Origin of the sequence: Burkholderia sp. ABCPW 11 (assembly GCF_001523445.1) — a bacterium.
GTDB lineage: Bacteria > Pseudomonadota > Gammaproteobacteria > Burkholderiales > Burkholderiaceae > Burkholderia.
The window spans coordinates 234,975-258,297 of the sequence record NZ_LOVM01000032.1; the positions used below are offsets into that span (position 1 = coordinate 234,975).

The following is a 23,323-nucleotide window of genomic DNA, read 5'->3' on the forward strand; positions in this document are numbered from 1 at the left end:
GCGCCGCGCTTTTTTATCGGCAGGGCACCGGCGAACGAGCCGCCGGGTACGCGTCAGAACGAGTGTTCCGGGCCCGGGAACGACTGGTCCTTCACCGCGCTCACGTAGGCTTCGACGGCCGCCTGAATGCTCGGCTGTCCCTGCATGAAGTCCTTCACGAAACGTGGCCGCTTGCCGGGGAACACGCCGAGCATGTCGTGCAGCACGAGCACCTGCCCCGAGCAGTCGACGCCCGCGCCGATGCCGATCGTCGGAATCTTCAGCATGTGCGTGACTTCGGATGCGACGAGCGTCGGCACGGCTTCGAGCACGACGAGTTGCGCACCGGCTTCCTCGACCGCGCGCGCATCGCGCAGCAGTTGCGCGGCGCCGGCTTCGGTCTTGCCCTGGACCTTGAAGCCGCCGAACGCATGCACCGACTGCGGCGTGAGGCCGAGGTGCGCGCACACGGGTACCGACCGTTCGACGAGGAAGCGGATCGTATCGGCGAGCCATTCGCCGCCCTCGAGCTTGACCATCTGCGCGCCCGCGCGCATCAGCTTGACGGAATTCGCGAACGCGTCGGCCGGCGTCCCGTACGTGCCGAACGGCAGATCGGCGACGACGAGCGCACGCGGCTGCGCACGTGCGACACAGGCAGTGTGATAAGCGATGTCGTCGAGCGACACGGGCAGCGTGGTCGTATGGCCCTGCAGTACGTTGCCGAGCGAATCGCCGATCAGCAGCACGTCGGTGCCGGCGCGATCGAGCAGCGCCGAAAAGCTCGCGTCGTAGCACGTGAGCATCGCGATCTTCTCGCCGGCGTCGCGCATTGCCTGCAGCTTGGGTACCGTCACGGCAGGCCGGCTCGATTCCTGGAGATAGGTCATGGGAAATCCGGGTCGATGGGGAAGGAACGACGGGCGGGACGCGTCAACGCGCCGTCTCGCCCTTGACGAAGAATTCCTTGCGGCCGCGCATCGTCTCGATGCGCTCGACCAGCAGGGCGAGATCCTCGGGGGAATCCAGCGGGTTCAGGTGTTCGGCTGCGACCGTCAGCACCGGCGTGCGGTCGTAGTGGTAGAAGAATTCGTTGTACGCATCGACGAGCGAGCGCAGGTACGCGTCGCTGATCTGCAGCTCCATCGGCGTCCCGCGCTTCTGGATGCGCGAGAACAGCACTTCGGGGCTGGCCTGCAGATAGACGACGAGATCGGGCGACGGCGCCTGCGGCACGTCGACGTGTGCGGCGACCGAGCGATACAGCTGCCACTCGTCTTCCGGCAGGTTCAGCCGCGCGAAGATGTCGTTCTTCTGCGGCATGAAATCGGCGATCACGGGCCGGCCCGTGTCGAGCGCGCCGATCAGCTCGCGCGCCTGCTGCGCGCGCTGCAGCGCGAACGACAGCTGGACGGGCAGCGCGTAGCGTGCGGTGTCGCGATAGAAGCGTTCGAGGAACGGGTTGTCCTGCGGGCGTTCGAGCAGCGTCTGCATCGACCAGCGCTCGGCGAGCAGGCGCGCGAGCGTCGTCTTGCCGACGCCGATCGGACCTTCGATCACGAGATAGCGGTGCGGGGCGCGCAGGTCGGGCGCGGTGACGGTCAGCGGAGTCGAGTTCATCGGCAGCGGGTCTTGTCGGCGTCTTCGCCGGCAGCGAGCGCCTTTTGCATCAGGCACTGGCAGGTTTGCACCTTTTCGACGCGCTGATCCGCGACCGCGGCGAGAAAGGCGTCGGCACGGCCGCGCGCGGGGATGTCGAGCGCCGGCTCGATTTCGACGAGCGGCACGAGCGCGAATGCGCGGTCGGTGAGGCGCGGGTGCGGGACGATCAGGTCGGGTTCGTCGATCGAATCGGCGCCGAACAGCAGGATGTCGAGGTCGAGCGTGCGCGGCGCATTGCGATACGGGCGCTCGCGGCCGAAGTGATGTTCGATCTTCTGGCAGAGCGCGAGCAGCTCGCGGGCCGACAGCGTCGTGTCGAGCTTGACGACGCAGTTGTAGTAGTCGTCGCCGCCGGCTTCGAACGGCGCCGTGCGATACAGGCTCGACTTGCCGAGGATCGAGATGGTGCGCTGCTGCGCGAGGCACACCACCGCGTCCTTCAGGGTCTGGCGCGCATCGCCGAGATTCGCCCCCAATCCGATATATGCAACCGTCATGGCATCACTTCCTACGTCGTTCGCCGGCGCATGCGTCAGTCGTCGGAACCGCTCGCGGTACCGCCCGCGGTATCCGGCGCCTGCGCGGCGGCGCCTTCACCCGGGTTGCGGTTTCGCGCACCGCCGCGGCGGCGCCGCTTGCGGGGCGATTTTTCCTTCGAGCCGCCCTGCGTGAGCAATGCCTCGCGAGCGGCCGCGTCGCCTTCGATGAAATCCGTCCACCACTGTCCGACTTCCGCATCGAGCTCGCCGGATTCGCAGCGTAACAGGAGGAAATCATACCCCGCTCTAAACCTTTGGTGTTCCAGCAGCCGCATCGCGCTGCGGCCCGAGCGCTTCTCGAGGCGCAACTGCAGGCCCCAGATCTCGCGCATGTCGGCCGAGTAACGCTTGTGGATCGCGAGTTTCTCGGTCTGCATGTCGAGCACGTCGTCCATCGCGCGATGGAGCGCCGGCACCGGGATTTCGCCCGCGGCCGTGTACTGCTCGAAGCGCTGGCGCATGTCGTGCCACAGCAGCGTCGCGAACAGGAAACCCGGCGACACCGGCTTGCCGGCGCGCACCCGCGCGTCGGTGTTGTTCAGCGCGAGCGTGATGAACTTCTCGCCCTGCGGCTGTTCGAGCACGACGTCGAGCAGCGGTAGCAGCCCGTGATGCAGGCCTTCCTTGCGCAGCCGCTGCAGGCACGCGAGCGCGTGCCCCGACAGCAGCAGCTTCAGCATTTCGTCGAACAGGCGCGCGGCCGGCACGTTGTTGATCAGGTCGGCGAGCGCGTGGATCGGCTCGCGCGTATGCGGCTCGATCTCGAAACCGAGCTTCGCCGCGAAGCGCACAACGCGCAGCATCCGCACCGGATCCTCGCGGAAGCGGGTGGCGGGATCGCCGATCATCCGCAACAGGCGGGCGCGTACGTCGGCCATCCCGTCGTGATAGTCGAGCACCGTCTGCGTCGACGGGTCGTAGTACATCGCGTTGATCGTGAAGTCGCGGCGCGCGGCGTCCTCGTGCTGCTCGCCCCACACGTTGTCGCGCAGCACGCGGCCGCTCGCATCGACCGCGTGCGTGCGGCGATCGAGTTCGTCGCGCTTCAGGCGCTTCGGCGGCTCGGCCGCGGCCGCCTCGGGCGGCGCGTCGACCAGCGCACGGAACGTCGATACCTCGATCAGTTCCTGGCCGAACTGCACGTGGACGATCTGGAAGCGGCGGCCGATCAGGCGCGCGCGGCGGAACAGGCGCTGCACCTCGGTCGGCGTCGCGTCGGTCGCGACGTCGAAGTCCTTCGGCGCGATGCCGAGCAGCAGGTCGCGCACCGCGCCGCCGACGATGAACGCGCGAAAGCCCGCCTGCTGCAGCGTGTCGGTCACGCGCACCGCGTTCCTCGAGATCAGCGCCGGGTTGATGCCGTGCACGCTGGCCGGCACGACGGTCGGCTCATGGTTGCTGCGCGATTGCTTCGCGCCGCCGCGGGCGCCCTTCGGCGCGCGCGGGGCAGCAGGGGCCGCTACGTCGGCCGGGGCCGCGGCGGGGGGCGTTTGCTCGGTTTCGTCCTGCCCGAGCAGCTTGCGAATGAATTTTTTGATCACGACGTTCAGAAGAGATCCAGGATGCGCCAGCCGCGGTTGCTTGCGTGCGCACGCAGCGTGTCGTCGGGGTTGGTCGCGATCGGGTCGGTGACTTTCTCGAGCAACGGAATGTCGTTGTGCGAGTCGCTGTAGAAATAGCTGTGTTCGAAGTCGTCCCAGTGCTTGCCGAGCGACGCGAGCCACGCTTCGGTGCGCACGATCTTGCCTTCGCGATAGCTCGGCGTACCGGTCGGCCGGCCCGTGTACGGCGAATCGGGATGCCCGTCGGTCGTTTCGACCTCGCACGCGATCAGCGTGTCGACGCCGAACGCGGTCGCGATCGGGCGCGTGATGAATTCGTTGGTGGCCGTCACGACGCAGCACAGGTCGCCGGCGTCGACGTGCTTGCGCACGAGTTCGAGCGCAGCGGGCGTCATCGCGGGGCGGATCACCTCGTGCATGTACTGCTCGTGCCATTCGGCCAGCTGCGCGCGCGAATACTTCGCGAGCGGCGTGAGCATCGCGCACAGGTACGCGTGGATGTCGAGCTTGCCGGCCTTGTAGTCGGCGAAGAACTGATCGTTCTGACGCGAGAAGCTTTCCGCGTCGACGATGCCGAGCTTCACCATGAAGCGACCCCATTCGTGGTCGCTATCGGTCGGGATCAGCGTGTGATCGAGGTCAAAGAGTGCCAGATTAGTCATGGAAGCGCATTTTACTCGAAGCGGTTCGGGCCCGTGCCCGGTGGTGCGATGTCGTCGCCGGGACGTGCGAGCATCCGGCGCAGCAGCGGCAGCGTGACCGCGCGTTTCTGCTCGAGCGAGAAGCGGTCGAGCGCGTCGAGCAATGCCATCAGGCTCGGCATGTCGCGGCGGAAATGGGTCAGCAGGTACGCGGCGATGTCGTCGGTGAGCGCGATTCCGCGCTCCTTCGCCGCGAGCTTGAGCACGGCGATCTTGCCGGCGTCGGACGGCGGCGACAGGTGGAACACGAGCCCCCAGCCGAGCCGCGTGCGCAGATCCTCGCGCACGTCGAGCGCGAGCGGCGCCGCCGGGCCCGCCGCGACGAACGCGCTCGACGGGTGCGCGCGCACTTCGTTGAACAGGTTGAACAGCGCGACCTGCTGCGTGTCGCTCATCCGGTCGCAGTCGTCGATCGCGTAGATGCCGATGCGCGGATCGAACGTGAACGCGCCGAGCGGGCTCTGCGGCGTCAGGTAGCGCGCGTAGCCGTACGACGCGTCGCTCACGAGCGCCTGCAGCAGGTGGGTGCGGCCGCTGCCCGGTTCGCCCCAGATATAGAACGACCGATCCGGCACGGGGCCGGCCGCGAGCGCGAGATCGAGCTTCTGCAGGCGCGTGACGAGCTCGTCGTTCTCGTCGCTCATGATGAAGTTGTCGAACGTGGCGGGCGGCGGCGTGCCGAGATCGAGCGTCAGTTGACGGGACACAGCAGTCACAATGCGGGGCGGTTGAAAAAACGCGTGCCGTACGCCGGGCACGCGCGAGGGAAGGCGTCCCGGCTGGCTTCACGCGCGACCGTACGCACGGCGCGGCGCGGCTTTCGGCGCGCTTCGCCCGGCGATGAAAACGGGGACGTGTTGACCAAGATGCGATCCCTGACGATTCGGTGCTGGGAATTCCGGCCAACGGGCCGGCTTCGGGTAAAATCGCATTTTACCGACCTTCTCGCATTCCCCCATGAATCCTCCGAAATCCGCTCCCGACGCTCAGGGTCTGTCCTACCGCGACGCAGGCGTCGACATCGACGCAGGCGACGCGCTCATCGACAAGATCAAGCCTTTTGCGAAGAAAACCTTGCGCGACGGCGTGCTCGGCGGCATCGGCGGGTTCGGCGCGCTGTTCGAAGTGCCGAAGAAGTACAAGGAGCCCGTGCTCGTCTCGGGCACCGACGGCGTGGGAACTAAGCTCAAGCTGGCCTTTCATCTGAACAAACACGACACCGTCGGCCAGGATCTCGTCGCGATGAGCGTGAACGACATCCTCGTGCAGGGCGCCGAGCCGCTGTTCTTCCTCGACTACTTCGCGTGCGGCAAGCTCGACGTCGACACGGCCGCGACCGTCGTCAAGGGCATCGCGCAGGGCTGCGAACTCTCGGGCTGCGCGCTGATCGGCGGCGAAACCGCCGAAATGCCGGGCATGTACCCGGACGGCGAATACGACCTGGCCGGCTTCGCGGTCGGCGCGGTCGAGAAGAGCAAGATCATCGACGGCAGCACGATCGCCGAAGGCGACGTGGTGCTCGGCCTCGCATCGAGCGGCATCCACTCGAACGGCTTCTCGCTCGTGCGCAAGATCATCGAGCGCGCGAACCCCGATCTGTCGGCGGATTTCCACGGCCGCTCGCTGGCCGACGCGCTGATGGCCCCGACGCGCATCTACGTGAAGCCGCTGCTCGCGCTGATGCAGAAGCTGACGGTGAAGGGCATGGCGCACATCACGGGCGGCGGCCTCGTCGAGAACATCCCGCGCGTGCTGCGCGAAGGCCTCACCGCCGAGCTCGACCAGCAGGCATGGCCGCTGCCGCCGCTGTTCAAGTGGCTGCAGGAGCACGGCGGCGTCGCCGACGCGGAAATGCACCGCGTGTTCAACTGCGGGATCGGCATGGCCGTGATCGTCTCGGCGGCCGACGCCGACGCAGCGATCGCCGACCTGACCGCCGCCGGCGAACAGGTGTGGAAGATCGGCACCGTGCGTGCGACCCGCGAAGGCGAGGCGCAGACGGTCGTGGTCTGACGCACGGCAGCAGCAGAATGCAGTACGGAAAGCCGCCCGGAATCGCTCCGGGCGGTTTTTTTTCGGGCGCCGCGTGCGTACGGACGCGCGCCGATGAAGGAGGGGCGACGATGACCGAAGACGAACGCGCGATCCGCGAGCTCGTGGAAACCTGGTTCGTGTCGAGCCGGCGCGGCGATCTGGCGACCGTGCTCGACCTGATCGCCGACGACGCGATCTTCATGGTGGCCGGCAAGCCGCCGTTCGACAAGGCGGCGTTCGCGGCCGCGTCGCGCGACGCGAACGCCGGCGCGGAAAACGCGCCGAAGATCGACGGCCGCTACCGGATCGACGAGCTGCGTGTGATCGGCGACTGGGCATACATGCGCAATTTCATCGAGATCGACGCGACGCCGCCGGGCGGCGAGACGATCCGCCGGTCGGGCCACACACTGACGATCTTCCGCAAGGCCGACGGCCGCTGGCAGCTCGTGCGCGACGCGAATCTCGTCACGCTCGCGAGCTGAGCGCGACGGCGCACGCTCGCGCTTACGCTTACGCTTACGCGGATGCCCGCGGCGCATTCGCTGGGCGCGCGCCGGCCAGCAACGGCGGCACGAGCAGGTACAGCAGCGCGGCCGCAGCCCACACGAGCCCCGGCCAGGTTGCGCGCGTCGCCGCGTAGGTCGCGGTGACGACCAGCGGCCCCGCGACGCCGATCAGGCTCGCCACGCTCGCCAGCATGCCCTGCAGTTCGCCCTGGCGCGCATCGTCGACCTGCCGGGCGAGCATCGCCTGCAACGCGGGCAGCGTCATGCCGCCGGCCGCGAACAGCGGCAGCAGCGCAAACGGCACCCAGGCGGCGGTGGCGCATGCGATGATCTCCAGCCCGAGCGCGTCGCCTGCCAGGCCCAGTGCGAGCGCGCGCCGCTCGCCGAGCCGCGCGATCAACGGCCCGATCGCGAACGCTTGCGCGAGCGCGTGGCATGCGCCGTAACCGGCGAGCGACAGCCCGGCGACCGGCGTCGACCAGCCGAAATGTTCCTGGCCGTACAAGATCCACAGCGTCGCGGGCGCCTGCGACACGAGCGCCACGATCACGTAAATGCCGACCAGCGGCGCGAGCGCGGGCGCGCCGCTCAGCCGGCGCAGGCTCGCGAACGGGTTCAGCGCGCCGACCGTCCGGCCTTCCCGGGCCGACCGCGGCCGCGATTCCGGCAGCACGCGCCACACGAGCACGAGGTTCAGCGCATTGAGCAACGCGGCCGCGACGAACGGCGCACGCAGATGCAGCACGCCGAGCAGCCCGCCGATCAGCGGGCCGGCGATGAAGCCGATGCCCATCATCGCGCCGAGCTGGCCGAAGCGCCGGGCGCGATCCGGTTCGGCCGTCACGTCGGTCACGTACGCGGTCGCGACCGCGACGTTCGCGCCGGTGATGCCCGCGATCAGCCGCCCGACGTAAAGCCACGCGAGCGTCGGCGCGAGCGCCATCAGCAGATAGTCGAGCGCGCCGCCCGCGAGCGATGCGAGCAGCACCGGGCGGCGGCCGAAACGGTCGCTCAGCGCGCCGAGCAGCGGCGCACACAGGAACTGCGCGAACGCGTACAGCGCGAGCAGGATTCCGTAGTGGGTGTCGGTGCTGCCCGCGCCGGCGAGCGAGCGCAGCAGCCCGGGGAGAATCGGCATCACGATCCCGACGCCGATCGCGTCGAGCAGGACCGTGGCCAGGATGGCAATCAGGGACGGGTTCAAGAGGATCACTCTATCGATGATAGAGTGAGGAGTATTCCACAGTTTCCCTATCGGTGATAGAGATGAAGGACACGGGAGCGCGGCTGACGCGCGACACGGTATTGCGCGCGGCGCTCGAATTGCTGGATGAGGTGGGGATCGACGGACTGTCGACGCGACGGCTTGCCGAGCGGCTCGGCGTGCAATCGCCGACGCTGTACTGGCATTTCAGGAACAAGGCCGAGCTGCTCGACGCAATGGCCGAGGCGATCATGCTGGAGCGCCACGGCGCGTCGCTGCCGCAGCCGGGCGATGTATGGGATGCATGGCTCGCGGAGAATGCGCGCAGTTTTCGCCGAGCGCTGCTGGCCTATCGCGACGGCGCACGCCTGCATGCCGGCACGCGGCCGCGCGCCCTGCATTTCAGCTCGATCGAACGCAAGGTCGCGCTGCTCGGCGACGCGGGGTTCACGCCGGACGAAGCGGTCGACGTGATGGTCGCGATCGGTCGCTTCGTGGTCGGATGGGTGCTGGAAGAGCAGGCGGCGCCGGACGGCGAAGCCGATGCGCCGCTGCCGGACGCGGCCGAGTACCCGCGGCTCGCGCAAGGCTGGGCCGCGCTGCGCGAGCGCAGCGGCGACGAAGCGTTCGAGCGCGGCATCGCGTGGATCGTCGATGGCGCCCGCGCGCGCTTGGCGGCGCGGCGGGCGGGCTGACCGAGTCAGTCCGGCGAGCGGCCGTCGAGGACGCGTTCGAGTGCGTCGAGTGCACGGGCCGTCGAATCCGGCGCGATGCAGTCGACCACGATCCGCTCCGGCATCGCGCGCAGCCACGTGATCTGGCGCTTGCATAGCTGGCGTGTCGCGAAGATGCCCTTGTCGCGCATCGTCCGGTAGTCGGTGACGCCGTCGAGGAATTCCCACGCCTGCCGGTAGCCGACGCAGCGCATCGACGGCAGGTCGGGATGGAGATCGGCGCGGCGCCGCAGCCGTTCGACTTCGTCGATGAAGCCTGCGTCGAGCATCGCGTCGAAGCGCTGCGCGATCCGTGCGTGCAGCACCGCGCGATCCGACGGCTCGAGCGCGACCGGCACGAAGCGGTACGCGGCGGCCGCATCGTCCGTGCGGCGCGGCGCGGCGAGCAGCGCTGACATCGGCTGCCCGCTCAGCATGAAGATTTCCAGCGCACGCTGGATCCGCTGCGAATCGTTCGGCGCGAGCCGCGCGGCCGTGTCGGGATCGACCTGCGCGAGCCGCGCGTGCAGCGCGGGCCAGCCGTCGCGTGCGGCGTCGGCGTCGAGTGCCGCGCGGACCTCCGCGTCGGCGCCCGGCAGGTCGTTGAGCCCTTGCGTCAGCGCCTTGTAGTACAGCATCGTGCCGCCCGCGAGCAACGGCGTACGGCCGCGCGCGACGATCTCGCCGATCAGGTGCAGCGTGTCCGCGCGGAATTCCGCGGCCGAATACGCGTCGGCCGGGTCGATGATGTCGATCAGGTGATGCGGCACGCTCGCGCGCTCGTCGCGCGACGGTTTCGCGGTGCCGATATCCATGTCGCGGTAGACGAGCGCCGAATCGACGCTGACGATCTCGATCGGGCGGCGCGCGGCGAGCGCCAGCGCCGCGGCCGTCTTGCCGGAAGCGGTGGGGCCGAGCAGGCAGGCGATCGTCGTCGGGCTGGACTGCGAAGAAGCGCTCATTGCCCGCGCATGAAGAGACGGTCGAGATCGTTCAGCGTGAGCTGATACCAGGTCGGCCGGCCGTGATTGCATTGGTCCGCGCGCTCGGTCGCCTCCATCTGGCGCAGCAGCGCGTTCATCTCGTCGAGCGTCAGGCGCCGGTTCGCGCGCACCGCGTGATGGCACGCGAGCGTGCCGAGCAGTTCGTGCTGGCGCTCGGTGAGCACACGCGAGCCGCCGAACGCGTGCAGGTCGGCGAGCACCGCGCGCGCGAGCGATTGCAGGTCCGCATCCTTCAGCAGCGCCGGCACCGCGCGGATCGCGAGCGTCGTCGGCGACAGCACCGCGAGATCGAAGCCGAGCGATTCGAGCGTGTCGCGCTCTTCCTCGACCGTGCCGATCTCGACCGGCGTGGCCGTCATCGAGATCGGCAGCAGCAGCGACTGCACGGCGACCGAGCGATCCGCGAGCGCGTTCTTGAACTGCTCGTACAGGATCCGCTCGTGCGCCGCATGCATGTCGACGATCACGAGACCGTACGCGTTCTGCGCGAGCACGTAGATCCCGTGGATCTGGCCGAGCGCGAAGCCGAGCGGCTGCTCGTCGTGCGCGAGCGGCGACGCGGCGAAGCCCGGCAGCGGCGCGGCCGGGGCGTCGGCGGCGTCGGCCGCATCGCGGGCGACGAGCGTCGTGCCGTCCGGCGTGCCGGCGCCGCTGTCCTTGCGGCCGAACAACGCGTCGTAGAGCGCGAGCGGCTGCGCGACGGGCAGCGTGCCCTGCGTCATCCGCGCCTGGCGCATCCACGTGTTGCCGGCCGACGACGAAGACGACGGCGCCGAGAATCCGCTGCCGCCGATCGCGGCGCTCGGGCCTTGGCCGAGCGGCGTATCGACGAACGATGCCGGCCCGCGCGGCGCGGGTTCGATATGCGCGGCATGGCCGCCCGCGGTGGTTTCCGGCGATGCGCCCGCATGGCGGGCAAGCGCACGCTGCACCGCGTGGAACACATACTGGTGGATCGAGCGAGAATCGCGGAACCGCACTTCGATCTTCGACGGATGCACATTCACGTCGACGGCTTCGGGCGGCAGGTCGAGGAACAGCACGTACGACGGGTAGCGGTCGCCGTGCAGCACGTCCTCGTAGGCTGCCCGCACCGCGTGCGTCAGCAGCTTGTCGCGCACGAAGCGGCCGTTCACGAAGAAATACTGCTGGTCGGCGCGCCCGCGGCTCGCGGTCGGCAGGCCGGCGCAGCCGTAGACGGCGAGCGGGCCGGCCTGCTCGTCGAGCGGCAGGTGCGCCGTCGCGAAGCTTTCGCCGAGAATCTTCGCGACGCGCTGCGCGGGCTCGGTCGCATTCCAGTGCTCGACGGCCTTGCCGTTGTGCAGCACCGAGATCGCGACGTCCGGCCGTGCGAGCGCCGCACGGCGGATCATTTCCAGGCAGTGGCCGAATTCCGTCTGCTCGCTCTTCAGGAACTTGCGCCGCGCGGGCGTGTTGAAGTACAGCTCGCGCACCTCGATCGTCGTGCCGATCGAGCCGGCGGCGGGCGACAGCACGCCCGTCTGCGCATCGATCTTCGTCGCATGCGCGGCATCGGCCGTCCGGCTCGTGATCGACATCTCGGCCACCGACGCGATCGACGCGAGCGCTTCGCCGCGAAAGCCCAGCGTCGCGACCGCCTCGAGCTCCTCGAGCGAGCGGATCTTGCTGGTCGCGTGGCGCATCAGCGCGAGCGCCAGTTCGTCGGGCGGAATCCCGCAGCCGTCGTCGGTGATCGAGATGCGCTTGACGCCGCCTTCTTCCAGCACGATACGCAGCGTCGTCGCGCCGGCGTCCATCGCATTCTCGAGCAACTCCTTGACGACCGACGCCGGGCGTTCGACGACCTCGCCGGCGGCGATCTGGCTGATCAACTGGTCGGGCAGGGGCTGGATCGCGCGCAGCGGGCGCGCGGCGGGGGCGGGTGCGGCGCCCGCGGCCGTTTCGGTGATATCGGACATGGCCGAATTATAGCGAGGCGGCGAACGCGTGCCGGGGCAGCCGGCCGTTACGTTTTTTCACGGAGCCTTAAGGTAGTTTCGGTATCATCACCCAGTTGCACGCGCCGCCTTGGCTGGCGGGCGCCTCGGCCATCCCTGGCCTGTTCCGGCCGTTCCGGCCCCATCGCCTTCGAGGAATCGCATTTGGATACGCTGCTGCATTTCGTCAACCTTGTCCTGCATATCGACGCTTTCCTCGGCGATTTCATCCGGCAGTACGGCGCGTGGGTCTATCTCGTCCTGTTTCTGATCGTGTTCTGCGAGACGGGGCTCGTCGTGTTCCCGTTCCTGCCCGGCGATTCGCTGCTGTTCATCGGCGGCGCGTTCGCGGCGACGGGCGAAATGAACGTCGGCCTGCTGATCGTGCTGCTGCTCGTCGCGGCGATTTCCGGCAACACCGTGAACTACCTGATCGGCCGCTGGATCGGCCCGAAGGTCTTCAATACGCATATTCCGGTGCTCGAGCGATTCCTCGATCGCGCCGCGCTGCAGAAGACCCACTCGTTCTACGACAAGCACGGCGGCAAGACGATCGTGCTCGCCCGCTTCATTCCGGTCGTGCGCACGTTCGCGCCATTCGTCGCGGGCGCGTCGTCGATGAGCGCCGCGCGCTTCCAGTTGTTCAACGTGATCGGCGCGCTGGTGTGGGTGCTGCTGCTCGTGCTGCTCGGCTATTTCTTCGGCAACATCCCGTTCATTCGCCAGTACCTGAACGTGATCGTGCTGGTCGGGATTGGCGCGGCGATCGTGCCGGTCGCGCTCGGCGCGGTGTGGAAGCTCGTGCGCGGGAAGCAGTCGGATAACGTGCCGAAGGCGGGTGGGCGCTGAACGCGGGTTCGTTCCTCTTCGGGGAAATGAAAAAGCGTGGCGAGTGCCACGCTTTTTTTTCGTCCATGCGGGTCGACCGCTGCTTGCATTTACGTGTTGCGATGCGAGATCGGCGTTTCGGGCGTCGGATAGCCGGCATCGCGGAACGTCTCGAGGATCACGCGGTTGGTGTCGCAGTACACCTGCCAGTAGTTCTCCGGCTGAGTCGACGGGCGAACGAACAGCAGCGGACCTTCCGGCGTGAACTGCAGCACGCCGACGTCCGGTGCCGGCACTTTCAGCACGTTCGGAACCAACTGGATCTGCGTCTTCAGGCGATTGATCGCATCGGCCGCGTCGACGCTGTTCGCGATCTTCGCGGTCAGGTCGACGCGGCGGTGCGGCGTCGCGCTGTAGTTCGCGATGTTGTCCGAGAAGATCTTGTTGTTGCCGACGATCGTCACGATGTTGTCGGCGGTGATGATCGTCGTGCCGAACAGGCCGAGCTCCTTCACGGTGCCCGTGACGCCGCCCGCGCTAATCACGTCGCCGATCTTGAACGGGCGCAGCACCTGCATGAACACGCCGGCGGCGAAATGCGCGAGCAGGCCGCCCCAGGCCGTGCCGATCGCGAGGCCGAGACCGGCGAGCAACGCGGCGAACGAGGTGGTCTGCACGCCGAAGAGCTGCAGGATCGCGAGGATCAGCAGGATCGTCAGCAGCACGCCGACGACGGAAGTCAGGTAGTCGGTGAGCGTCGGGTCGACCTTGCCGCTGCGGCGTACGACCTTGCCGAGCAGGCGGGTACCGATGCGGATCGCCCAGCGGCCGACGAACCATAGGACGATCGCGGCGAGGAGGTTCAGGCCGAAGTCGAGGCCGCGGGTCATCAGGAATTGCTGGGCGGTGGCGAGATCGATCATGCGTTCTCCGGGTAGATAAACGGGGCGCGACGTGCGCCTGGCTGCGCAGTTATACCTGTGCGGTGGCGGGACGGCAATCGAGCGGGTGCGATGAGATGCTCAAGAAATGTCAAAGACATTGGCGCTGAGGGCGGTTCTGACGGATGTGTGGTGTTGTCCGTTGGAACGGACACGATGGCGTTCAGACAACGACGCTGACGGGAGCGTCGGTGCAAGCACGTCCGGAAATACTGGAGTATGCCGCAGCGGGAGACGAACCCGTGTCACGTGGAGCGCTTGGTCATGCGGGCTCGGCGACCGGTTACTTCGGCGCGCGGCCGTACGTGTCTTCAAAGCGGACGATGTCGTCCTCACCCAGATACGAACCCGACTGCACTTCGATCAGTTCGAGCGGAATCTTGCCGGGATTGCTCAGGCGGTGTGGCGTGCCGAGAGGAATATAAGTGGATTGATTCTCGGTGAGAATGATTTCCGCGTTCCCATTTGTCACACGTGCTGTACCTTTCACTACGATCCAGTGCTCGGCCCGATGATGATGCATTTGCAGGCTCAACTGCGCACCGGGAGCGACGACGATGCGTTTGACCTGAAAGCGGTCGCCGGCATCAATGCTTTCGTAGGAACCCCATGGTCGAGGGACACGACGATGGGTGACTGATTCGATCCGTCCCGATAAGTTGAGTTTCTCGACTAACTTCTTGACGTCCTGGACATGATCGCGATGCGAGATCAGGACAGCGTCAGCAGTTTCGACAATCACGACGTCCCGGACGCCGATTGCAGCGACCATCCGGTGTTCCGCACGAATATATGAGTTTGCGACCGTGTCTGTATAGATGTCGCCGGAGATAGTGTTGCCTTGGTCGTCGCACGCAGAGATATCGGCGAGCGCACTCCACGAACCGATATCGCTCCAGCCGAGCTGGGCTGCCGGAACCACGGCAGCACGCTCGGTTTTTTCCATGATGGCGTAATCGATGGAGAGGTTTGGACAGGCAGCGAATGCCGAGTAGGCGAGGCGCAGGAAATCGTAGTCTTGTTGAGCTTGCTCGAGCGCCAGCAATGCCTGTCGATTGATATCGGGTGCATGTTGCACGATATCGTCGAGATAGGCCGATGCGTTCAACAGAAACATACCGCTATTCCAGTAGTAACGGCCATCTTGGAGGAATTCTGCCGCGCGCTCACGATCAGGTTTTTCGACGAATGCGCTGACGGTGTGAGCATCGTGGCCGGTCTCAAGCGCTTCGCCGCGGCGGATATACCCATAGCCCGTGTGAGGTTCGGTAGGCGGAATCCCGAATGTGACGAGATGCCCTCGCCTTGCGACTGCGATTGCCGTGTCGACGGCCGTGACGAATGCCGGCACGTTCTGAACGATATGGTCGGACGGCAGCACAAGAAGCAAGGCATCCGGATCATCGCGTAACGCAATATGTGCCGCAACAGCAATGGCCGGGGCAGTGTTGCGGCCGAGCGGTTCCAGCACGATTGCTCGCGGCTTGATTCCGGTGTGCTGAAGTTGTTCGGCCACCATGAATCGATGCTCGTGATTCGCGACAATGACAGGAGGTGCGATCCCCGGTATTTCATTCGCCCGTTGAACCGTTTGCTGGATAAGGGTCTGCTCGCCCGCCAGCTTCAAGTATTGCTTCGGGTAGTTGCTGCGGGACATTGGCCAGAGCCGGCTGCCGTTGCCGCCGCAAAGAATGATCGGATGGAGGCTCATGTGGAATACCTGGGCCGGTCCTCAGTTGTCGAGGCGAGCCATTTTAACAAAGCATGGTGCTACGAAGCGTCAATTTGGTCGCCTCTAGCTGCTGCGTACGCAACGCTAGACCGAGTGGCCTCGAGTCATGACTCGTCGATACTGCCACGAAAGATGGCGCAAGATATTGCGAGTCCAGCGAAATGCCTTCAAGTAAGGGCGCCAGCGATCCCGGGCGACGTTTCTCAGCGGACGCGCAGCAGCCTTCGCCAACTGGCTGACGACGGCTTCGGGGGTTGTGAAGAGCTGGAGTTTCCAGTCCCAGTAAAGCGGGTAGTGCAGCAGAGTGCCCGCCACCAGCATATCGAGCGACAAAGTCCGCTCCCGCCAAGGTAGAGGGGAGAGATCGTCGTCGGTGAGGCCCCACCCGGCATAGAACGGTAGCCCGTAGGTACAGACGGTTTTGCCACGCAGCAACGCATCGAATCCGGCAAGAGACGATAGTGTATGCACCTCGTCTGCCGCCTCGATGAGTGAGATCATGTCTGACTCAGAGTCAACGATGTTTGCCAACTGGGCGGCATTGGTGAGGCCGTTCCGGTTTCCAGACAGCACATCCGGGTGAGGCTTGTACACGATGAATGCATCGGGGCGACGCTCGCGTACGCGGCGCAACAGTGCGCCAAGATTATCGATGCCGCGCGCACCGAGCCGGATAGATGCGTCATCGGCAACTTGACCAACGACAAGCACGACCTTTTGATTGACGGGTGCCAACCAGATAGGCGCTTTGCGCCCGAGGTTGTATTTAGTGATGCCGCCCGCAACGATTTGACTTCGTAGTGCAGCAGCGCGTGCCAACTCCGCTGGAAGGAAATCTATCGTGTTGAGCAGGGTCGACAGATCGCTCGGCGCACTGGCATCGAAATAGATTCCGCGCCGATCGATGACCTGACTGCGTGGCGCAGACATATCGGAACCCAGTCCGCTGGAATGGATGAAGCCGTCCTCCATCCTCACCCGCGGCGTAGTGGCAGGCAGCGCTGTCGCGTCGCGTGCGCCCCATAAAACCGCATGTTCGTCGGTACCGAGAGTGGCCGGTCGGGCACTCCAGCGTAGGCGACCTCCGCCGGCATTCAGATAGGGCGTTGCAAAAGGGCGTTTCCACCATTGAAAGTGGATGCCGGCAACGCGTCGCAGATCGGCAAAACGGTGTGCAACTGCATGCTGTAGATCGACAGCATCGAGAACTGCGTCGAGTGTGCCAACCGTGTATGTCTCAAGGTCCAGGTAGTGGGCCGACCGCGAAAAGACGGCTTCAAACAGAGCGGCGAGTGTGGGGCGCGCGTGACGTCCGGGCAGTGGCTGCGCATCATTCGTGAGTCCCCAGCCAGCATAATAGGGGGCGCCGAACACGTAGATGGGCACTCCAGCGAGCAGTGCCGCCATGCCTTCCGAGGCGGCAACCGTATAGATATGGTTCGCTTGTCGTAGGATATCGCGCAGTGAGCTTGAGCCGGAGACGGGGTGCACGTTATGAGGCAAACGTGCCCGTTCTGATAACCAGGGGCCTCTACCGGGATCGTTGCTACGCAAGATCCAGACTTGTGCGTCCGATTGAAATTCCGCGAGGTGGCGGAGCAGCGCCGAGAATTGACGACATCGGTCGCGCACGGACACGCCCACGTCGATCTCTGAACGGATGCGCTCGTCCATGACGACAACATGCTTGCTTCCATTGTTGAGGCGCAGCGCATCCGGTAATGGATCGATCCGGCTACGCAGATGCAGTGCATCGCTCTCAAGTACGCGAGACATCAGTGTTGCGTTTCGCCTTGATGTGCCGAGCCGTGGTTCTGAGCGGAGAATTGCGTCGAGCGAGTCTATCAGCGCGTTCTGCGGCGCCCTCTCGACGGACACCTGGAACCATGAAAGCTTTACTGCGGAAGGGGATGGCCGTGCAGCGAGCGGCCCAGGCCATACTGTCGCAGTTGCCGATGCACTGGTTCGGTGCGGGGATGAACAGGCGCGCCGTCGTGGGCGGATCAGTACGTTCTCGATGCGCAACGTGGCTGCTCCTGAGATTCGTCGCGTCAGGCGAGTGAGTCGAGAAACGCGTCGACTCGCTCGAAGTGTTCGGACCATGTTGGTCCACGGAAATGGGCAACCCGAGCCATTTGAGCTGAGCGTTCGGGGCTATTGGCCGGCACGTATGCGAGGATTCGGTTGATCCAATCGGTGCCGTCAAGCGGGTCGAGGTAGTCGGGAATGTCAGCGGCGATCTCATGGAAGATTGCGAGATTGCTAGCAATGACGGGCACGCGCAGCATCAGCGCCTCGACAAGCGGCAGGCCGTAGCCCTCGACGAAAGACGGAAAGAGGAGCGCCCGCGCATGTTGGAGCAGTGCGTGAAGGCGCTCGTCGGAGCAATTCGACTCTTCGTGCACTAGACCGCGAAGCTCTGCGCAGCGTTCGAGCATGTCGACCACGTTTTCGCATTCCCAGCCGCGGCGACCGATGATCACGAGTCGTGGCGCTGCTGTTCCCAAGCGTTCCGCAAGGCGGCGCCAGAGATGCAGGACGAACCAATGGTTCTTGCGCGGTTCGATGGTACCGAGCATTACAAAGTAGGGTGCGTCGAGGGGGGGCGGCGCTGGCGCGTAATGCGAGACTGCAGGTGCGAGATGTGCAACGACGCTCGGCGGCAGCGAAAGTCCAGCGCGCCGAGCCTCGATGGCTAGTTCGTCAAGCGTCGCATGCGAGTTCGCGATTAGACCGCTCGCGTGCTTCAATGCTGTACGAATACGCAGACGATGAGTCGCGTCGACGCCAGGGCGGCAATATTCTGCATGCGTCAACGGAATCAGGTCGTGGACCATAAAAACTGGACGAGCGTTTAGTGCACGCATGGTCCGGTAGTATCGTGGAAATTCCATCCCGTTGTGGCTTGTATGCAACAATATTGCCCGTTCAAATCGATCTCTGTTGAACCGATTCAGTAGTGCCCGCGCAACAATTGAACGCACCTCGTTTTTCTCCCGCCGAGGCGAGAGCAACAGATTGAAGATGCGTTGCGAATTGCTTTCAGTCAGGACGGTTGAGAAACCCCGTTCACTGAAAACCGCCCGCGCGTGATTTCCGTATCGCCTGATATACGCGAGTCCAACCCGGTCGACTCCCGTCGGGATGAGTCCGTCGTAGTGGCGCGTGGTCAGGCGGGTGACGTCGAGGAGAATGTTTGTCACTCGGTTGAAATAAGAGTGTGCCGGGAGGTGGGGGATGTTGTTCCGGAGAGGGCTTTGTACCCCGCTAAGGTTTCGAGTTCGGATGCAACAATTTTCCAACCCGTTATTCTATGGCATGTTGCATTGTGCGACAATTCGCGCCAGCCCATATTTATCGACCGCATCACATGCCGCATTTGCTCAGTCGTGCTGTACTGCCCACCTTGATAGTCGGCGTGCTTACCGGGTGTTCCGTTGTTCCGACATCCGGACCGAGCACTGCACGTATTAATCAAGTCGCTGATTCCTCGAACAATGCAGCCGAGGCTGCGGGCATCCAGGTCGTCGATATGACCGATGACGTCGCGCGTAAGCTCCACGCGGAGCGCGGACAAGCGGATTTTGCGACAGCACTGGGTGATACGGCCCAGTTTCGTCAGCAACTCGGCGTGGGGGACTCGATTGAAGTGTCGATCTGGGAAGCCCCTCCAGCGACCTTGTTCGGTGCACTACAGGGCGACAGTCGAGGCGGCCCTAGCAATGCCCGCGTTACAGTCCTGCCGGACCAGACCATCGACGGAAGTGGCATGATAAATGTGCCGTTCGTGGGTAACGTGAAGGCTATCGGACGGACGCCGGTGCAACTCGCAGCTGACATTACCGGGCGCCTGAAGAACATTGCGCACGATCCACAGGTGCTTGTCAAGCTATCGCGTAACGCAACGTCGTACGTGACGGTTGTCGGGGATGTCGTAAGCAGCAATCGAATGCAACTCTCCGCTCGTGGCGAACGCTTGTTGGACGCGCTTGCAAACGCGGGCGGTGTTCGGCAACCGATCGATAAGATCACGCTACAGGTCACGCGTGGCAACGAAGTCGTATCGTTGCCGCTGCAAACGGTTATTCGCGATCCGAGGCAGAACATTCCGTTGCGCGCGGGGGATGTCGTAACTGCATTGTTCCAACCTTACAGTTTCATGGCGCTTGGTGCGACTGGCAAGAATCAGGAAATTAACTTTGAAGCGCAAGGCATCACGCTTGCGCAAGCTCTTGCGCGGGCTGGCGGTTTGCAGGATTCCCGTTCCGACGCCAAGGGTGTGTTCGTCTTCAGAATGGAAAAGGCGAATGCACTTGCATGGCCCAATTTACCGGTCCGAGTCACGGCGGATGGCAGGGTTCCTGTTATTTATCGACTCAACTTGCATGATCCCAATTCGTTCTTCGTGTCTCAGAGCTTCATGATGGACAACAAGGATCTGCTATACGTGTCGAACGCGCCGATCACGGATATTCAGAAGGTACTTAATTTGGTATTTTCTGTCGCTTACCCCGTTGTTACCGGTGTGCAGACATTCAAGTAATGGCTCTACAATTAAAATGCCGGGTGCCAGCGTGTTCGCCTATCACATGCAAGATCCCGAGCGGTATGGTGTTGTGGAATTCGACCATGCAGGGAAAGCAGTTGGTATTGGGGGGAAACCAGCAATACTGAAATCCCATTGCGTGGTGACGGTTCTGTACTTTTACGATGAACGTGTGGTCGACTTCGCGAAGTCGATCAAAGCATCGTCATGCGTTGAGCTTGAGACCACCGATCGCAATGCGCTGTACCTAAAAGGGTTGCTTGATGTAAAAACAATGGGCGCGGCTATGCTTGGTTTGACACCGGAACACACGATTTGATGTTCGAAGCATCGCACTCTATTGCTACGATGGAGTATCGACAAGGCCCGAAAATCGCCTGCGTCGAGGAGATTGCATGCCGGCTAGGCTACATTGATGCAGAGCAGCTTGAGTAACTTGCGCAGCCACTCAGCAAGAACGGATACGGGCGCTACTTGCGGAACCTTCTGAAGGAGGGCAAGGTTAGATGAATGGCATCGATGCGATCATTCCGGATGTCAAGATATTGGAACCAACGGTGGTTGGTGATACGCGTGGTTTTTTCGTGGAGAATTTCAATCATCGCTCCTTTGAAGAAGCAATCGATCAGCCAATCACTTTCGTACAGGAATCACTCGAGGTCGGCAAAGAACGTCGGGGAGCTGCATTATCAAATCCATCACGCACCGGGAAAGCTGGTCCGTATTGTCGCGGGTGAAGTATTTGATGTCGCGGTCGATATTCGGCGCCTGCCGCCGACGTTTGGTCACTGGGTCGGCGTGACTCTGCCTGAGGGTGGATGCCTGAGGAGTTTGCTCACGGCTTAGCCGTGATATCGGATGCAGTCGAATTCCTATACAAGACAACCGATTACTGGTACCCAGACGCCGAACGGGCCATTCGTTGGGACGATCCGATGTTAGTGATCGAATGATCAGTTACCAACGACGGCCTCGTTTCGGCCAAGGATCGTGCGGCCTCGGCATTCAAAGACACTGCATATTTCTAAATGCCGAGGTGTCCGTTAGGCTAGTCGGGCAGAAGGACTTATTTCTTCACGAACGGTAACCAAGGGCGTTCGCCGCGCGGACGGTGCGCCAAGGTAAAATCTTCCTTTTCCAACGTCAGGTTGGGGTTGTAGAAGCGGTCCGGTTTGGAATCTGTTTTCCATCGTGCCCGCATGTAGTTTTTTTCTCGTTCGAGCCTCGCGCGGCTCTCCGCCGATGCTTGGTCACTACCCCGTGAATATGATTCGTGATGGTACAGGACTGCATAAGGCGTCCATGTAACGTGGTATCCCGCCGTGCCTGCGCGTAAACAGAAATCGACGTCGTTGAACGCGACGGTCAGATCCTGTTCGTTGAAGCCGCCGAGTTCCCGGTAAACCGATCGTCGAACAACTAGGCAGGCGGCGGTAACCGCGGAGAAGTTCTGCGTTAGTATGGCGCGCCCCGCGTAGCCAGGGTGCGTTCCGGGATGCAGGCGATGCGCGTGACCCGCAAAGCCACCGATGCCAATGACTACACCCGCATGCTGAACAAAGCCGTCGGAATAGAGTAGTTTGGCCCCCACGACGCCGACTTCGGGGCGAAGTGCTTGGGATACCATTTCGTTCAACCAGTCAGGTGAGACGACCTCGACGTCATCGTTCAGCAAACCAATGATCTCGCCGGTTGCATGTTTTTCCGCAAAATTGTTGATAGCGGAATAGTTGAACGGTGCATCGTAGTTTATGACGCGAATTTTGTTGTGATTCGAGATTCGCTTCAGGTAACTTATTGTTTCGGAGCATGTGCTCTGGTTGTTAACGACAACTATCTCGTAATTTTTATACTTGGTTTTACGGAGGATGCTCTCGATGCATTGTTTCAGAATATTCCGGCCGTTACGTGTAGGAATCAGTATGCTGACCTGAGGCTGTCTTTCTGGAATCGGATAGATGACGCGGTAGGTTCCAATGATATGGCCATGCTCGACACGCGCGCCCGGTTTGTCGGAGAGAAAGTCCTGTATGGCGCGCAATGCGGCGTCATAGGCGTAGTGTTTGGCGTTCGGATTGGCCGCCGTCGATTCGTCATGAAGGCGCCAATGATAAAGGACATGTGGAATGTGTCGAATCTGAGCCGGCCGACTGGCGCGCACGCATCGCAGTGCCAGATCGTAATCTTGGCTGCCTTCATAACCAATGCGAAATCCCCCGATTTCACGAAGTAGGGAGGCTCGGTATACACCCAGATGCGAAATCATGTTGTGCGAAAGGAAAAGATCGGGGTTCCAGTCACTCTTGAAATACGGGTCACTTCGATTGCCCGCGTTGTCAATCTTGTCTTCATCAGAATAGATAACGTTTGCATCGGGGAAGCGATTGATCTCCAGCGCGACATGGTAGAGCGCATGTTTCGGCAGAAGATCATCCTGGTCGAGAAGCGCAACGAAACTACCTTCAGCGATTGCCAGTGCACTATTCGATGCGGCTGATATGTGGCCGTTGACGTCCCTGAAATGTACCTTGATACGCGAATCTATTGCTGGCAATGATGTCAGGAACGGCCGGACGTCGCTGGCGGTGGAGCAATCGTCTGCAATGCACAACTCCCAATTCGAATACAGCTGATTTCGTACCGAGTCGATTGCCTCTTTGAGATAACCTAATGGGGGATTGAATGTTGGCATTACAATCGAAATCCGCGGCTTCTGCGAAAATTGCGCGATATGGGATCGAATCGCGGCTTCATCTGCATTGCTCAATGCAGTGTAATTATCGATGAACGTCTGATAGGAAGGCGGTGCAGAATGAATCCTGAGTTTTGCACAGTCTTCATAGGCGCCGAGGAGATCAAAGAAGATGCGTCTTGTCTTTAGCGAGTACTGCTTCGCTTGATTGGTTTTTCTAAACTTCCAGATGTCGCTCGCAACCCATTCGGCCATCCTCACGACGCGCTCGATTTCAGTTATTGCGGTCATGACGATCGGCTGTTGGACGATCACACCCTTGCCTCGCATCGGTATCCAACGAAGTGCGCGAACAGTTGGCGGAAGCTTAAATACGTGCTTGATGTTTCCGGGCCGAGTTGTGGGAATAACAATACATTCTGCCTCAGAAAACCCTGAGCCGCTGTCGACAAAAAGTTGTGCCTGAAGCTGTGCGCCACGCCGAACTAAAGATGATTGCATATACACCCACCCGCGAGGATATGTGCCATCTATTGGAATTAGTTCGAATGTGGGGTCGGTGCCAATAGATGTCCACGTATTCGGTCGAGTGTTGTCTATCGCCACGTCTTGCATGGGCGCCAGTTTGAATAAGAACGTGCGGCGAATAAACGGAATGGATTGGGCGGGCATTTAACTTTGTCGGTAAGCAATGAAACGTATTTGGCTGCGTTGAACGC

The 23,323-nt window shown here is 63.1% G+C and carries 20 protein-coding genes and 2 pseudogenes; 8 read left to right on the forward strand and 14 right to left on the reverse strand.

Going from position 1 to position 23,323, the window contains the following annotated elements:
* Positions 1-53: 53 nt before the first annotated feature.
* Genes panB through hda form a run of 6 tightly spaced genes read right to left on the reverse strand, consistent with a single transcriptional unit; the run spans position 54 to position 5,150 of the window.
* Entirely contained in the window at positions 54-869 is an 816-nt protein-coding gene (gene panB / locus WS61_RS14240) for a 3-methyl-2-oxobutanoate hydroxymethyltransferase (protein ID WP_059501042.1), read from the reverse strand.
* 43 nt (positions 870-912) lie between these two features.
* Positions 913-1,599 (reverse strand): deoxynucleoside kinase, encoded by a 687-nt coding sequence (locus WS61_RS14245; protein ID WP_059501043.1) that lies wholly within the window; start codon positions 1,597-1,599, stop codon positions 913-915.
* A complete protein-coding gene (gene folK, locus WS61_RS14250; protein WP_006476832.1) occupies positions 1,596-2,138 on the reverse strand; it encodes a 2-amino-4-hydroxy-6-hydroxymethyldihydropteridine diphosphokinase in 543 nt (180 codons plus the stop codon). The genes WS61_RS14245 and folK overlap by 4 nt, the downstream gene beginning before the upstream one ends.
* Before the next feature lie 35 nt (positions 2,139-2,173).
* A complete protein-coding gene (gene pcnB, locus WS61_RS14255; RefSeq protein ID WP_059501044.1) occupies positions 2,174-3,721 on the reverse strand; it encodes a polynucleotide adenylyltransferase PcnB in 1,548 nt (515 codons plus the stop codon).
* Between the two features lie 5 nt (positions 3,722-3,726).
* Entirely contained in the window at positions 3,727-4,404 is a 678-nt protein-coding gene (locus tag WS61_RS14260) for an HAD family phosphatase (RefSeq protein WP_011656045.1), read from the reverse strand.
* An 11-nt stretch (positions 4,405-4,415) separates the two neighbouring features.
* Positions 4,416-5,150 (reverse strand): DnaA regulatory inactivator Hda, encoded by a 735-nt coding sequence (gene hda, locus WS61_RS14265; RefSeq protein WP_034206485.1) that lies wholly within the window; start codon positions 5,148-5,150, stop codon positions 4,416-4,418.
* Positions 5,151-5,400: 250 nt separating this feature from the next.
* On the opposite strand from hda, the gene purM reads away from it, so the two are divergent.
* Positions 5,401-6,456 (forward strand): phosphoribosylformylglycinamidine cyclo-ligase, encoded by a 1,056-nt coding sequence (gene purM, locus WS61_RS14270; RefSeq protein WP_059501045.1) that lies wholly within the window; start codon positions 5,401-5,403, stop codon positions 6,454-6,456.
* A gap of 110 nt (positions 6,457-6,566) precedes the next feature.
* Positions 6,567-6,962, forward strand: a complete 396-nt coding sequence (locus tag WS61_RS14275) for an SgcJ/EcaC family oxidoreductase (protein ID WP_059501046.1) — start codon at positions 6,567-6,569, stop codon at positions 6,960-6,962.
* A gap of 34 nt (positions 6,963-6,996) precedes the next feature.
* Here the strand turns inward: WS61_RS14275 and tet are convergent, their stop codons facing one another.
* Positions 6,997-8,196 (reverse strand): Tet(A)/Tet(B)/Tet(C) family tetracycline efflux MFS transporter, encoded by a 1,200-nt coding sequence (tet, locus tag WS61_RS14280; RefSeq protein WP_218921209.1) that lies wholly within the window; start codon positions 8,194-8,196, stop codon positions 6,997-6,999.
* Positions 8,197-8,252: 56 nt separating this feature from the next.
* On the opposite strand from tet, the gene tetR reads away from it, so the two are divergent.
* Entirely contained in the window at positions 8,253-8,885 is a 633-nt protein-coding gene (gene tetR, locus WS61_RS14285; RefSeq protein WP_059501047.1) for a tetracycline resistance transcriptional repressor TetR, read from the forward strand.
* A 5-nt stretch (positions 8,886-8,890) separates the two neighbouring features.
* Here tetR and miaA read toward each other — a convergent pair whose 3' ends face one another.
* Both miaA and mutL read right to left on the reverse strand, forming a co-directional pair.
* Positions 8,891-9,865, reverse strand: coding sequence for a tRNA (adenosine(37)-N6)-dimethylallyltransferase MiaA (gene miaA, locus WS61_RS14290; protein ID WP_059501048.1), 975 nt, complete (start codon positions 9,863-9,865; stop codon positions 8,891-8,893).
* A complete protein-coding gene (mutL, locus tag WS61_RS14295; RefSeq protein ID WP_059501049.1) occupies positions 9,862-11,847 on the reverse strand; it encodes a DNA mismatch repair endonuclease MutL in 1,986 nt (661 codons plus the stop codon). Before mutL ends, miaA begins: the two co-directional genes overlap by 4 nt.
* Positions 11,848-12,030: 183 nt before the next feature.
* Here mutL and WS61_RS14300 point away from each other — a divergent pair, with 183 nt between their 5' ends.
* Positions 12,031-12,714 (forward strand): DedA family protein, encoded by a 684-nt coding sequence (locus WS61_RS14300; RefSeq protein WP_059501050.1) that lies wholly within the window; start codon positions 12,031-12,033, stop codon positions 12,712-12,714.
* 89 nt (positions 12,715-12,803) lie between these two features.
* Here WS61_RS14300 and WS61_RS14305 read toward each other — a convergent pair whose 3' ends face one another.
* The 4 genes from WS61_RS14305 to WS61_RS14320 form a co-directional block, all read right to left on the reverse strand.
* Entirely contained in the window at positions 12,804-13,616 is an 813-nt protein-coding gene (locus WS61_RS14305) for a mechanosensitive ion channel family protein (protein WP_059501051.1), read from the reverse strand.
* Between the two features lie 301 nt (positions 13,617-13,917).
* Positions 13,918-15,345: a mannose-1-phosphate guanylyltransferase/mannose-6-phosphate isomerase gene (locus WS61_RS14310; RefSeq protein ID WP_059501052.1), complete on the reverse strand. Its 1,428-nt coding sequence runs from the start codon at positions 15,343-15,345 to the stop codon at positions 13,918-13,920.
* Between the two features lie 105 nt (positions 15,346-15,450).
* Positions 15,451-17,469, reverse strand: a complete 2,019-nt coding sequence (locus tag WS61_RS14315; RefSeq protein ID WP_095211724.1) for a capsular biosynthesis protein — start codon at positions 17,467-17,469, stop codon at positions 15,451-15,453.
* Positions 17,418-18,569: a glycosyltransferase family 1 protein gene (locus WS61_RS14320; RefSeq protein ID WP_059501054.1), complete on the reverse strand. Its 1,152-nt coding sequence runs from the start codon at positions 18,567-18,569 to the stop codon at positions 17,418-17,420. Before WS61_RS14320 ends, WS61_RS14315 begins: the two co-directional genes overlap by 52 nt.
* A gap of 167 nt (positions 18,570-18,736) precedes the next feature.
* Here WS61_RS14320 and WS61_RS14325 point away from each other — a divergent pair, with 167 nt between their 5' ends.
* From WS61_RS14325 to WS61_RS36060, 4 genes and pseudogenes are all read left to right on the forward strand, one after another.
* On the forward strand, positions 18,737-19,909 hold the full coding sequence (locus WS61_RS14325) for a polysaccharide biosynthesis/export family protein (RefSeq protein ID WP_059501055.1): 1,173 nt from the start codon (positions 18,737-18,739) through the stop codon (positions 19,907-19,909).
* Between the two features lie 22 nt (positions 19,910-19,931).
* A pseudogene (locus tag WS61_RS33370) lies at positions 19,932-20,422 on the forward strand (sugar phosphate nucleotidyltransferase); the annotation flags it as partial.
* Positions 20,419-20,758, forward strand: a pseudogene (locus WS61_RS33375) (dTDP-4-dehydrorhamnose 3,5-epimerase family protein). The pseudogenes WS61_RS33370 and WS61_RS33375, both read left to right, overlap by 4 nt.
* Positions 20,731-20,865: a dTDP-4-dehydrorhamnose 3,5-epimerase family protein gene (locus tag WS61_RS36060; RefSeq protein WP_373557120.1), complete on the forward strand. Its 135-nt coding sequence runs from the start codon at positions 20,731-20,733 to the stop codon at positions 20,863-20,865. Before WS61_RS33375 ends, WS61_RS36060 begins: the two are co-directional and overlap by 28 nt.
* A gap of 113 nt (positions 20,866-20,978) precedes the next feature.
* Here WS61_RS36060 and WS61_RS33380 read toward each other — a convergent pair whose 3' ends face one another.
* Positions 20,979-23,276, reverse strand: coding sequence for a glycosyltransferase family 2 protein (locus tag WS61_RS33380; protein WP_257127262.1), 2,298 nt, complete (start codon positions 23,274-23,276; stop codon positions 20,979-20,981).
* Positions 23,277-23,323 lie beyond the last annotated feature (47 nt).

Excerpts from the sequence above, each read along its gene's own strand:
- panB (WP_059501042.1), bottom strand. The coding sequence starts at position 869 with ATGACCTATCTCCAGGAATCGAGCCGGCCTGCCGTGACGGTACCCAAG.
- WS61_RS14305 (WP_059501051.1), bottom strand. The coding sequence starts at position 13,616 with ATGATCGATCTCGCCACCGCCCAGCAATTCCTGATGACCCGCGGCCTC.
- WS61_RS14245 (WP_059501043.1), bottom strand. The coding sequence starts at position 1,599 with ATGAACTCGACTCCGCTGACCGTCACCGCGCCCGACCTGCGCGCCCCG.
- miaA (WP_059501048.1), bottom strand. The coding sequence starts at position 9,865 with ATGAGCGCTTCTTCGCAGTCCAGCCCGACGACGATCGCCTGCCTGCTC.
- WS61_RS14260 (WP_011656045.1), bottom strand. The coding sequence starts at position 4,404 with ATGACTAATCTGGCACTCTTTGACCTCGATCACACGCTGATCCCGACC.
- WS61_RS14325 (WP_059501055.1), top strand. The coding sequence starts at position 18,737 with ATGCCGCATTTGCTCAGTCGTGCTGTACTGCCCACCTTGATAGTCGGC.
- WS61_RS14275 (WP_059501046.1), top strand. The coding sequence starts at position 6,567 with ATGACCGAAGACGAACGCGCGATCCGCGAGCTCGTGGAAACCTGGTTC.
- WS61_RS14310 (WP_059501052.1), bottom strand. The coding sequence starts at position 15,345 with ATGAGCCTCCATCCGATCATTCTTTGCGGCGGCAACGGCAGCCGGCTC.
- WS61_RS36060 (WP_373557120.1), top strand. The coding sequence starts at position 20,731 with ATGCCTGAGGAGTTTGCTCACGGCTTAGCCGTGATATCGGATGCAGTC.
- tetR (WP_059501047.1), top strand. The coding sequence starts at position 8,253 with ATGAAGGACACGGGAGCGCGGCTGACGCGCGACACGGTATTGCGCGCG.
- WS61_RS14315 (WP_095211724.1), bottom strand. The coding sequence starts at position 17,469 with ATGGTCCGAACACTTCGAGCGAGTCGACGCGTTTCTCGACTCACTCGC.
- mutL (WP_059501049.1), bottom strand. The coding sequence starts at position 11,847 with ATGTCCGATATCACCGAAACGGCCGCGGGCGCCGCACCCGCCCCCGCC.
- WS61_RS33380 (WP_257127262.1), bottom strand. The coding sequence starts at position 23,276 with ATGCCCGCCCAATCCATTCCGTTTATTCGCCGCACGTTCTTATTCAAA.
- folK (WP_006476832.1), bottom strand. The coding sequence starts at position 2,138 with ATGACGGTTGCATATATCGGATTGGGGGCGAATCTCGGCGATGCGCGC.
- purM (WP_059501045.1), top strand. The coding sequence starts at position 5,401 with ATGAATCCTCCGAAATCCGCTCCCGACGCTCAGGGTCTGTCCTACCGC.